8 protein-coding genes are annotated in these 11,800 nt (G+C 46.7%); 5 read left to right on the top strand and 3 right to left on the bottom strand.

Annotated features, from left to right (window positions below; translation table 11 throughout):
• Nucleotides 1-79 precede the first annotated feature (79 nt).
• On the top strand, nucleotides 80-667 hold the full coding sequence (rdgB, locus tag QUB25_RS25365; RefSeq protein ID WP_333187427.1) for an RdgB/HAM1 family non-canonical purine NTP pyrophosphatase: 588 nt from the start codon (nucleotides 80-82) through the stop codon (nucleotides 665-667).
• Nucleotides 668-823: 156 nt separating this feature from the next.
• Here rdgB and QUB25_RS25360 read toward each other — a convergent pair whose 3' ends face one another.
• On the bottom strand, nucleotides 824-1,162 hold the full coding sequence (locus tag QUB25_RS25360) for a P-II family nitrogen regulator (RefSeq protein WP_006633346.1): 339 nt from the start codon (nucleotides 1,160-1,162) through the stop codon (nucleotides 824-826).
• Nucleotides 1,163-1,515: 353 nt separating this feature from the next.
• Here QUB25_RS25360 and QUB25_RS25355 point away from each other — a divergent pair, with 353 nt between their 5' ends.
• From QUB25_RS25355 to QUB25_RS25340, 4 genes are all read left to right on the top strand, one after another.
• The gene (locus QUB25_RS25355) at nucleotides 1,516-2,814 is read left to right on the top strand and encodes an MFS transporter (protein ID WP_333063536.1); all 1,299 of its coding nucleotides are present in this window, start codon (nucleotides 1,516-1,518) and stop codon (nucleotides 2,812-2,814) included.
• Between the two features lie 571 nt (nucleotides 2,815-3,385).
• Nucleotides 3,386-5,221, top strand: a complete 1,836-nt coding sequence (ilvB, locus tag QUB25_RS25350) for a biosynthetic-type acetolactate synthase large subunit (RefSeq protein ID WP_333187425.1) — start codon at nucleotides 3,386-3,388, stop codon at nucleotides 5,219-5,221.
• A 330-nt stretch (nucleotides 5,222-5,551) separates the two neighbouring features.
• The gene (locus QUB25_RS25345; protein ID WP_333187422.1) at nucleotides 5,552-6,979 is read left to right on the top strand and encodes a serine/threonine-protein kinase; all 1,428 of its coding nucleotides are present in this window, start codon (nucleotides 5,552-5,554) and stop codon (nucleotides 6,977-6,979) included.
• A gap of 327 nt (nucleotides 6,980-7,306) precedes the next feature.
• Nucleotides 7,307-8,578: an FGGY-family carbohydrate kinase gene (locus QUB25_RS25340; protein ID WP_333187420.1), complete on the top strand. Its 1,272-nt coding sequence runs from the start codon at nucleotides 7,307-7,309 to the stop codon at nucleotides 8,576-8,578.
• Between the two features lie 141 nt (nucleotides 8,579-8,719).
• On the opposite strand, the gene pcrA is transcribed toward QUB25_RS25340, so the two are convergent.
• Both pcrA and QUB25_RS25330 read right to left on the bottom strand, forming a co-directional pair.
• Nucleotides 8,720-11,086: a DNA helicase PcrA gene (gene pcrA / locus QUB25_RS25335; RefSeq protein WP_333187417.1), complete on the bottom strand. Its 2,367-nt coding sequence runs from the start codon at nucleotides 11,084-11,086 to the stop codon at nucleotides 8,720-8,722.
• A 205-nt stretch (nucleotides 11,087-11,291) separates the two neighbouring features.
• Nucleotides 11,292-11,675: a YkvA family protein gene (locus QUB25_RS25330; RefSeq protein ID WP_333187415.1), complete on the bottom strand. Its 384-nt coding sequence runs from the start codon at nucleotides 11,673-11,675 to the stop codon at nucleotides 11,292-11,294.
• Nucleotides 11,676-11,800: the final 125 nt, after the last annotated feature.

Here is an 11,800-nt window from a genome sequence, read left to right as displayed (position 1 = left end):
AACCAGAAACAATATAACTTATTTGCGATCGTGCGACGTTTTTTTTGTTAATATCAATTCGTAAGTTTTAATTGAAATAATGACCGATCGCAAATTGCTAGTTGTAGCTACGGGGAATCCGGGTAAACTCAAGGAAATGCAAGTTTATCTTCAGGATTTGGGATGGGAATTGGAACTAAAACCGGAAGAGTTGGAAATCGAGGAAACAGGCGAAACTTTTATTGCTAATGCTTGCTTGAAGGCGTCTGAAGTGGCAAAAGCAACGGGCAAATGGTCGATCGCCGATGATTCTGGTTTAATGGTAGATGCACTCGACGGCCAACCTGGGATTTACTCGGCACGCTACGGGAAAACCGATGCTGACAGGATATCTCGACTTCTCAATGAATTGGGTAGCGAACAAAACCGGGAAGCACAATTTGTTTGCGCGATCGCGATCGCCCGTCCCGACGGTACAATTGCCTTGCAAGTAGAAGGAATTTGCCGTGGCGAAATCCTCCACACTCCTCGCGGTACGGGAGGTTTCGGATATGACCCCATTTTCTACGTACCCACACAGCAACAGACTTTTGCAGAAATGACACCCGATATCAAGCGATCGCACTCTCACCGCGGTCGAGCCTTTCATGCTCTATTACCACAAATGCCGAACCTTGTCAACTCCTAATGAATAAAAAAGCCCAAACAGGGGGTAACTGTGGCATTGGATATTGACACTTAGGTATCAAAACTGAACAGGAAAGAGGTATTTCGTTGGCAATGATTAGTTACCGATGACCAATTACCAATGCCCTGTTTTGCCAATGCCCAATGCCCCAGTATCTTAGATTGCCTCCAAGTTCTTTTCCCCAGTCCGAATCCGAATAATTTGTTCTACAGGAGAGATGAAAATCTTGCCGTCGCCAATCTCGCCCGTGCGGGAAGCCGCGATAATTTTATCAACCACCATGTCAACTTGATCGTTTTCCACAACAATCTCCACCTTGAGCTTTTGCAAGAACTCAACGGTGTACTCAGAACCGCGATAGCGTTCTGTCATGCCCTTCTGACGGCCAAAACCTCTAACTTCAGAAACAGTCATCCCCACAATACCAGCATTGACGAGTGCGATTTTCACTTCGTCTAGTTTAAAGGGGCGAATAATAGCTTCAACCTTTTTCAAGTTTTTCACTCCTAACAGTTAGTACCTTCGTTATATTACTTAATCGGCGTGACATCTTTTAATATCACGGCCAACAGCAAGTATTTTGTCAAGTATATTACCCTATCTTGTACTCACGATGAAATGCACGCCAACCTTTAACAATCTTCTCGGATTTTTCGGGGGCGCGGGTTCTGGGCTCCGGCTGATCGCGGTAGAGTTAAGAAGACTGCAGCAGGCGTCCCCCGCCGATCTGCTAAAACAGAAAAAGAACGCAGGAGACAGGAGTTTTCCGAGTTTCCGCTTTGCTATGTCAGATTTGCACGTATTGCTGAAAACTATAATTGCCAGAGGCGGTCAGTTAAACTATTCTTATGCACCCAGCCAGCCCTCCCCCTGACCGCAGCGGGCTTGATGCCCTACTGAGAAATCGCCCCTTCCTCGCCTTGTGGACGGGCCAGTTATTGGCCCAAGTGGCGGATAAAATCTTTTACGTATTGCTGATTATTCTGCTCAAAACCGGCGACTACCGACCCTGGCCGGTTTCTTGGCAACATTCGGAAAATTCTATGCTGTCAGCGGTGATGATTGCCTACACAGTGCCGGCGATCGTCTTTGGTTCCATAGCCGGTATCGTGGTAGACCGCTTTTCCAAAAAACAAATGCTGGTCGCCTGCAACGTGATTCGAGCCGGGTTGATTGTAGCTTTGCCGTTTTTGCCCAAAGCTTTCGTGGTTTTGTTGACGATGACGTTTTTGATCTCTACCGTAACGCAATTTTTTGCTCCGGCAGAGCAGGCTGCAATCCCCCTGGCCGTGGGGCGAGAGGGACTGATGTCGGCAAATGCGCTGTTCGCCTCGTCCACAATGGGCGGGATTATTGTCGGGATGACGATCGGCGAACCGCTGTTTAGTTGGGTAAAACACAGCTTCGGAGCCGATTCTCAAGAGTTTATGCTGGGCGGGTTGTACCTGATATCTGCCGGTTTGATCTATGCCATGCGGATCAAAGAAAGTCATGCCGGTAGCAGTGGCAAAAACGTCCATCCTTGGCAAGATCTCAAAGAAGGTTTGCGCTATTTGAAACACAATCACCTTGTCAGCAACGCGATGGTGCAGTTGACAATTTTGTATTCCGTGTTTGCGGCGCTTCAGGTGCTGGCGATCGCGCTTTCAGGCAAAATAGGTCTCAAAGAAACTCAATTTGGCTTTTTGCTCGCTGCTGCGGGAATTGGAATGGTCTTCGGTGCAGCCTTTTTGGGACACTGGGGTCATCGAATGCACCACAAACCTCTGCCTTTAATCGGTTTCTTGATGATGGGTTTTGTATTAGCAATGTTTGCCTTTACTCGACAGTTATGGGTGGGATTCGGATTGAGTGCTCTGTTCGGTTTTGGTGCTTCCTTAATTAACGGGCCGATGCAGGCTCTGATTCAAGAAAAAACTCCAGAATCTATGCGGGGCAAAGTCTTTGGATTGGAAAACAATGCCATTAATATTGCTCTGAGCCTGCCTTTAGCACTGACCGGCCCGCTGACGGATGCTGTCAGTAATGCTGTCGGCGACGATGACTTGGGCTTGCGGATCGTGTTGCTGAGTTTGGGCTTTTTGGTCTCCGTGATGGGAATGGCAGCTTGGAAACATACTCGCAAAGTCTTGCAGGATGTTCTCTGAACTTTGCAAAGAAGGCAGAAGGCAGAAGGCAGAGGGCATGGGTGTCAACTTAAGGTCAAATGTAGTACCGATCTAGTGTTTGACGATGATTGTGGATATCCCCTGATAGTTGGGGGCAACCAGAGCATTCTCTTTAGTTTCCCTTCTTAACGGGAATGGGAGCAGGATCGAGACTCGCGTCTAAACAAAATTTATCAAGGGTTTTAGGCTAGTGTTGACACCAATGGGAAGAGGGAAGAGGGCTTTCTTTTCGCGATCGATCCATAACATAGCAACCGCCCTGATGATTATGACGTTCTTAATTGCTGAAACGATTGTTTTTCTTGTCGAATGCCGAATCACGAATGCTCTAAAAGCGTCATATTGCAGTAAACAGGCATAGAGCCCACTATTTCCTCTGTTTCTTTTCTTCCTCTGCTGTTCCACAATTTCTCGATCGGGCTAACTCTCTGCGGTCGCGCAATCTTTTGTAAAATCTCACCACTTAAATTTTCCTAGTTTCATTAATTGAGATTAAAGTAGTATAAAAGCTTTCATTAAAAATCATAATTAGTTTAAGGAAGGAAATTCTGTGCAACTAAAAACTAAAGTGACCATCAGGCGTGCAACTGGTGGATTTGCTCTGATTGACAGCTTGATCCGCCACGGCGTCAAGCATATTTTTGGTTATCCCGGCGGTGCAATTCTGCCGCTTTACGACGAACTCTACCGCGCCGAAGAAACTGGCGCTATCAAACATATTCTGGTGCGCCACGAGCAAGGTGCTGCTCACGCGGCTGACGGATACGCCCGCGCTACCGGCAAAGTAGGGGTTTGTTTTGCTACTTCGGGCCCCGGCGCAACTAATTTGGTAACGGGGATTGCGACAGCCCACATGGATTCGATCCCGATGGTAATTATTACTGGTCAGGTTCCTCGTCCGGCGATCGGCACTGATGCGTTTCAGGAAACTGATATTTACGGGATTACCCTGCCAATTGTCAAGCATTCTTATGTAGTGCGCGACCCGAGAGATATGGCGCGAATTGTGGCAGAAGCTTTCCACATCGCGAGTACAGGGCGGCCGGGGCCAGTCTTGGTTGACGTGCCCAAGGATGTGGGTTTAGAAGAATTTGACTATCTGCCCGTGGAACCCGGATCGGTGAGAATTCCGGGCTACCGGCCGACGGTGAAGGGAAATCCCCGGCAAATTAATCAAGCAATCTATTTGCTGAAGGAAGCAAAGCGTCCTTTGCTTTATGTGGGCGGCGGGGCGATCGCAGCGGGGGCCCACGAGGAAATTAAGGAACTGGCCGAACTTTTCCAATTGCCGGTCACGACAACGCTGATGGGCAAAGGTTCTTTTGACGAACACCATCCTTTGTCGGTGAAAATGCTGGGGATGCACGGCACTGCTTACGCTAATTTTGCCGTTACCGAGTGCGATTTGCTGATTGCTGTGGGGGCGAGGTTTGACGATCGCGTGACGGGCAAATTAGACGAGTTTGCCGCCCGCGCGAAGGTGATTCACATCGATATCGACCCGGCGGAAGTGGGCAAAACTCGCGGCCCGGACGTGCCGATTGTGGGAGATGTCCGGCAAGTTTTGATCGATTTGCTGCGCCGCTGTCGGGAGGCTGGAGTTTCGCCGAATCCCGGACAGACTGCGGAATGGCTGCACAGGATCGATCAGTGGAAACAGGACTATCCGTTAGTGGTGCCTCATTACCCAGACATTTTGGCTCCGCAAGAGGTGATTTCGGAGTTGGCGACTCAAGCGCCGGATGCTTACTACACAACGGATGTCGGTCAACATCAAATGTGGTCGGCTCAATTCTTGAACAACGGGCCGCGCCGCTGGATTTCTAGCGCTGGTTTGGGCACGATGGGTTTCGGGCTGCCGGCTGCGATGGGCGCGAAAATGGCGCTACCCGATGAGCAAGTGATTTGTATTGCTGGGGATGCTAGCATCCAAATGAATATTCAAGAATTGGGGACTTTAGCACAATACGGCATTAATGTCAAGGTTGTTATTGTAAATAATGGCTGGCAAGGCATGGTGCGGCAGTGGCAGCAGGCGTTCTATGGGGAGCGTTATTCGTCGTCGAATATGACTGTAGGGATGCCGGATTTTGTGATGCTGGCTGAAGCTTATGGCGTGAAGGGGATGCTGGTTTCGCGGCCGGAGGAACTCAAAGATGCGATCGGTCAAATGCTCGCTCACCAAGGCCCGGTGCTGATGAACGTGAAGGTGACGAGGGACGAAAACTGCTATCCGATGGTAGTTCCGGGTAAGAGCAACGCTCAAATGGTTGGTTTGCCGGAACGTAGCAAGTTGCAATCTGCAGAGTTGGTTTATTGTCCGAGTTGTGGCGCGAAGAATGTTTCGAGCAATAAGTTTTGTCCTGAGTGCGGGACAAAAGTTTAACGAGTTTTGAGTGGGGACTTAGGCTGTGCCTATTAGTCTCAACTTAAGGTCAAACGTAGTCATAGACTGCTGTTTATCGTCGAGGCCAGATCCCCCCCTAGCCCCCCTTAATAAGGGGGGAACCGGAGCGAGATCAAAGTCCCCCTTATTAAGGGGGATTTAGGGGGATCTGGCCTCGGATAAAAGCGAGAGATATCAAAGGTTTCAGACTTAAGTTGACACGATGAAAGGCAATGCGATGCCCTTACCCGGCTCTGCTGTTTCACATTTAAAACCATCTCCGCTGGCATCGCATGGAGAGCTTTAATCTGTAATCTCTAAGCATATTTTATGAGCCAGTGTCTAAACCCTGATTGCCTATTCCAAAACCCGTCTGGCCATACAAAATTCTGTCAAAAATGTGGGAATAAACTGCTATTGGGCGATCGCTACGGAGCCAATAAAATTATTGGACAAGGGGGATTTGGGCGCACTTTTCTAGCTATTGACGAGTATAAACCATCAAAACCTCCCTGTGTTATTAAACAATTCTACCCCCAACTTCAAGGCACTTCTAGTATCCAGAAAGCTGCTGAGTTATTTGAGCTGGAAGCAGTACGCCTAGAACAGTTGGGTAAAAATTCTCAAATTCCCGACTTATTAGCATATTTTAGTCAAGAGGGGCGACAGTATTTAGTCCAAGAATTCATCGACGGTGAAAATTTAGCCGAAGCACTAGAATCTAAGGGATATTTTAGCGAAACGCAGATTCGCGACTTGCTTAATAATTTATTGCCAGTATTCGAGTTCATTCATTCCCGCCAAGTAATTCACCGGGATATCAAGCCAGAAAATATTATTCTTAGGCAAGATGGGCAACTGGTGTTAGTTGACTTTGGAGCCGCGAAATATGCGACACAAACGGCTCTAGCGGTAACGGGAACGAGGATCGGGACGGCTGGATATACGGCACCAGAACAAGCCAACGGCAAAGCTATTCATGCGAGTGATATTTATAGTCTGGGTGTCACTTGTCTGTGTCTGTTAACTGAGGTTGAACCGATTGATTTATTCGATGATAGCGAGTTTGAGTGGGTGTGGCGAGAACACTTAAAAACATCTGTCACTTCGGAACTGGGTCAGATTTTAGATAAAATGATACAACCTGCTATTAAAAAACGTTATCAATCTGCTACTGAAGTTTTGCAGGCTCTTGGTACTCAATCACCTCAATTATCACCTCAAACACCTCCACCGCCACCGCCACCAAACTCGCTTAAATCAGCGCGGGGTGTTGACTATACTCGTCTCCGGGATTTATTGGCCACAGGGGAGTGGAAAGAGGCGGATCAGGAAACATTCAAAGTGATGTTAAAAGCTGCTAGACGGGAGAAGGAAGGTTGGTTCGATACGAACTCGATCGAGAATTTTCCTTGCGATGATTTGCGGACGATCGACAAATTGTGGGTAAAATACAGTCAGGGTCACTTTGGCTTTAGCGTCCAGAAAAAAATCTGGTTAGAAATAGGCGGTAAAGCTGATTATGACACTGAATGCAAGCTAGGCGATCGTGTCGGTTGGCGAAAGAGGAGAAAGGGGAGGAAAGATTGGTTGAGCTACAATGATTTAACCTTTAATTTGCAAGCACCACGGGGGCACCTCCCGTCCTGTGCGCGTGTGTTTGCGTGGGGGGGAGAAGGATTGGGTTGGGTTGTTGGGGTGTTGGGGTGGTTAGGGTTGGTTGTATGGTTTTCTCTTCTTTCGCATCGAGAGCTGTAAGCTGTAATTTATAGCGATTTCAGCATTTTTTCAAGTCTTTTTTATCGAACCTTATTTTTACGAAATTTAGGGTGAGTTAGCGAAGTGTAACGCACCAATTATGTTAAAACATATACAGGTTAGATATGACCTATTAAAATCTGTAGAAGACCTAAAACTTTTCAGACCTAGCGATCGCACCTTAGAAAATCATCCCCTATTTAAAGAAGAGGACAAAGAGCAGATAAATGCTGATATTCTCGCTGAAGAAGTGGAGTTAGAAACAACCATAAGATGTAAATAAACTTTGTGGTTTACTCAAAATAGAAAAATTCGCGGGAGTGGCAAATGAATCTTTATTTGGGAATAGATTTCGGCACGACTGGCGCGCGATCGACTGCCATAGACTCCCAGGGTAAAATACATTGTGAGACAGAATATACTTTTGCCAACAACGGGCAACAACAGCCTGAATTGCCCTCGGTGTGGCAAAATGCGCTGTGGGATTCGATCGAGCAAATTCCCCCAACAATCCGTAATCAGGTAAGGGCGATCGCCCTTGACGGCACATCCTCCACTGTCATGCTGTGCAATACCGATGGTATACCAGTATGCGAGCCGATTTTATACAATGATGCGCGCGGTGCAGCGGTGACAGAGAGGTTGCGGGCGATCGCCCCGGATAACCACACAGTATTGAGCGCTACATCCAGTCTGGCTAAACTCCTGTGGTGGCAGGAGTTTCGAGAGGAAACCGCCCCTACAGTTTTCCTGCATCAAGCTGACTGGCTGGCATTTCTGCTGCACGGAAAATTGGGAATTAGCGACTATCACAATGCTTTGAAACTCGGTTTCGATGTTGATACTTTGTGCTATCCGAATTGGCTGATAGAGGGAATTGCGGGCGCTGCAACTCCTGAATTGCCACAAGTTGTCGCACCGGGCACGCCTGTGGGAGAAGTGAGAGATCAAGTGGGCGATCGCTTCGGTTTTTCCCGCGATTGTATGATTTGTGCTGGTACAACCGATAGCATAGCTGCATTTTTAGCAAGCGGTGTCAATTCTCCGGGGGAAGCAGTAACTTCTCTCGGTTCTACACTAGCAGTCAAACTGTTAAGTCATACCCGCGTAGATGATTCTAGATACGGGATTTACAGTCATAAATTAGGCGATTTGTGGTTAGTTGGAGGTGCTTCTAATACCGGAGGTGCGGTGTTGCGACACTTTTTTACTGATGTTGAGTTGGATAATTATAGCACACAAATTAATCCAGAAGAAGAGAGTTTGCTGGATTATTACCCATTGTTGAAAAAAGGCGATCGCTTCCCAATAAATGACCCGAATTTGCGGCCCCGACTCGAGCCGCGTCCCACTGATTCTGTGGAATTTCTGCACGGTTTGCTAGAAAGCATAGCGCGGATTGAAGCGCGGGGATATCAATTATTGCAAGTATTGGGGGCAACTCCTTTGACAAAAGTTTATACTGCTGGCGGCGGGGCAAAAAATTCGGTTTGGAGTGCGATTAGAAAGCGTTATTTAAAAGTGCCTGTAGTAACGCCTGTTCATACTGCGGCTGCTTATGGGACGGCGTTATTAGCAATGCGAAGTGTTACAGATTAGGCTTATTGCATAAATATTTGATGGATGGGGAAACCGCAGATTTATGCAGATTAACGCAGATGCTTTGCAATATACTTTGCGAATTGAGGGAATCTTGTTTATTGAGGCGGTTTCAACCGCTGCAAACAGTGATGTTTTTACTTACACTCGCTGCAACTTAGCTGTTCTCGGATCGATGATTTTTCTGCCCAAACCCGAAAACTTAATTGCCAGATTAATTTTGTCGCCCGCCCCTAAAACGTGGGTAATTTCTCCAACTCCAAAAGCATGATGAAAAACCCGATCGCCCGTTTGCCAATCCGCCGCTTGTCCATTGTTTCCCGGTTTAGAACTCCCGGAATTGGCGGCTGAGTTATTAGTTTTTCCCTTAGATGCAGCCGTTTTCCCCGCTGGAGTTTTCTTCGCACTTCCAGCTAGCAAATGTGTCGGCAATTCTCCTAAGAATAGCGAAGGGGTGCAGTGTTCCCGGAAACCTCCCCAAAGGCGGCGTTCGCGAGTGTGGGTGAGAAATAGCAATTCCTGGGCGCGAGTGATGCCGACGTAGCACAAACGGCGTTCTTCTTCGATCGCTTTCGGGTCGTCCAAACTGCGGAAATTGGGAAATAAACCCTGTTCCATTCCGACTAGAAATACTACGGGAAATTCTAACCCTTTGGCTGAGTGCAGCGTCATCAGCGACACGCGGGAATCTTCTTCCTGCAAGTCATCTAAATCGGATGCTAAGGATGCTTTTGCTAAAAATGATGTCAGGGTCGGTTCTTCGTTTTGTTCTTCAAATTGGAGCACCGCATTGTACAATTCTATGACGTTTTCTATGCGATTTGTGGCTTCGTCGGTTCCTTGATTTTTCAAATCTTCAATGTAGCCTGAATCTTGGATAATTCCTTGGACAATTTGCGAAGCCGGCAGGGTTTCAACTTGCGATTGCCAACGACCAATCATTTCGGCAAACTTAATAATAGCTTTTGCCGATCGCCCTGCGAGAGTATTGACAGAAGACTCATCGCTGAGGATTTCCCACAACGGAATGCCTAACTGAGTTGCAGCGTCTTCGATTTTGGAAAATGTGGTATCCCCAATGCCGCGACGGGGAGTATTGATGATGCGTTTGAGGCTGACGCTATCGTCGGGATTGGCGAGCGCCCGCAGGTATGCTAGGATATCTTTGATTTCTTTGCGATCGTAAAATTTGAGACCACCGACAATATTGTAAGGAATGTCTAAACGCATTAACGCTTCTTCAAAGGAGCGAGATTGAGCGTTTGTGCGGTAGAGAATGGCAAAGTTACTGCCGTTTTCGTATTCGGAGTTTTGGCGCTTTAAGGAATGAATTTGACCTGCTACAAATTCCGCTTCATCTAATTCGTTGTCGGCGCGCCAAACAACAATCGGAGCTCCCGGTTCGCGAGTCGGGCGCAGAATTTTTTCGATCCGTTCGGTATTGTGTTCGATCAAGTGGTTCGCCACTTGCAGGATGTTTTCGCGCGATCGATAATTTTCCTCTAATTTTACCATTGTCTGAGTTTTATCGTCGGACAAACCATCTCCAAAATCCTCTTGAAATTCCAGCAATATGGTATAATCTGCCATCCGAAAGCTGTAAATTGATTGATCCACATCGCCCACGACAAAAATCGAGCGGTTTTGCCATTTATCGAAGCTTTTCGGGTCGGCGTTATTTGTCACCAACATCCGAATCAAATCGTATTGAGTGCGGTTAGTATCTTGGTATTCGTCAACTAAAATATGGCAAAACTTTTTATGCCAGTAACTTAATACTTCCTCGTTTTGGCTCAAAAGTTTAACGGGAACGAGGATTAAATCGTCAAAATCTAGGGCATTGTTGGCTGCTAAAGCGTCTTGGTAGCGACTGTAAACATCGGCAATCACACGGCCTCGATAATCCGGTTCTGCTGCTTGGTATTCTTGAGGTGACAAGCCTTTATTTTTAGCGTTGCTGATGACATAGCGGACTTTTCGCGGGTCAAATTTCTTGTCGTCGAGGTTCAGTGTTTTGGTGACGATTTGTTTGACGATACTTTGAGCATCTGATTCATCAAAAATCGAAAAATTTTTCTGCCACTTGCGGCCTTTTTCGTCTTGGTATTTTTCAATATCGTAGCGGAGAATGCGGCCGCACAAAGAGTGGAAAGTTCCCATCCAAATGTGCTTGGTAATTCTTTGGTAAATTTGCGATCGCAATTTGGTTTGTACATCCGGGGCTAAGTCTACCAAAGGTTTGCCATATTGCGCTTCAGCTTGCTGAGTTGCCAGCAACTTCTCAATTCTTTCTTTCATCTCCCTGGCGGCTTTATTTGTAAATGTCACCGCCAGAATATTTTCAGGATCGACTAGATGGGTGCGAACTAAGTTAGCAACTCGGTAAGTTAGAGCTCTGGTTTTGCCGGAACCAGCGCCCGCTACTACTAACAGCGGCCCGTTATAATGGGCGACTGCTTGGCGCTGAGATGGGTTGAGGTGGCTGAGGAAATCAGTGGTTTGAGTCATAGCTAGAAAGTTAGTTTGATTTTTTAAGGAGTAAATAATACTTGGTCTGCGATACCGCGATTTTTTTTAACGTAAGGTGCGCTGCACCCTATATTATAACTAGAATGGTAATTTTTTAAACTTTAAATATTTTTGGGTCAAACGAGTTGTTTAAGGTAAGGTGATCGGCGCGCACCCTACACAATAACTAGATAGGTGATGTTTTTTAACGTTTAAATATCCGTGTCAGCCAAATTGCTGCTAATATTCCCAAGCAAATCCAAATGGCAATAATCACAACAGCGGCAGCCCGATTTATCGGTTTTCCTCGCTCTATTTCTGCGGCTGCTTTTTCCCGACACTCGGCTAAAACCTGTGGCGGAATCATCTTCAGTACCAGCCAAATTCCCAAGGGTACAATTATCAAATCGTCCAAGTAGCCGAGAATCGGTATGAAGTCAGGAATTAAGTCGATCGGGCTAAAAGCGTAGGCAACCGTAAGGCCTGCTAAAATTCTGGCGTACCAAGGTACTCTCTGGTCTGTACTTGCTAAATAAACAGCGTAAGTCTCTTTTTTGAGTCGGCGGGCAACTTGTTTTAAGGATTGCATTTTTTAAAAATTTTATCATTTTTAAAGTTTATTTAAAATGAAAGAGGAGGGTGCATCTCACTTTTGCAAATACATCAAGCGGAAAGTTGACCATTGAGATAAGCACAGCGCAGAGAAAGGATAGA

This window comes from Microcoleus sp. B3-D7, from assembly GCF_036705305.1.
Classification (GTDB): domain Bacteria; phylum Cyanobacteriota; class Cyanobacteriia; order Cyanobacteriales; family Microcoleaceae; genus Microcoleus.
This window is presented reverse-complemented; position numbering and strand designations above follow the sequence as displayed.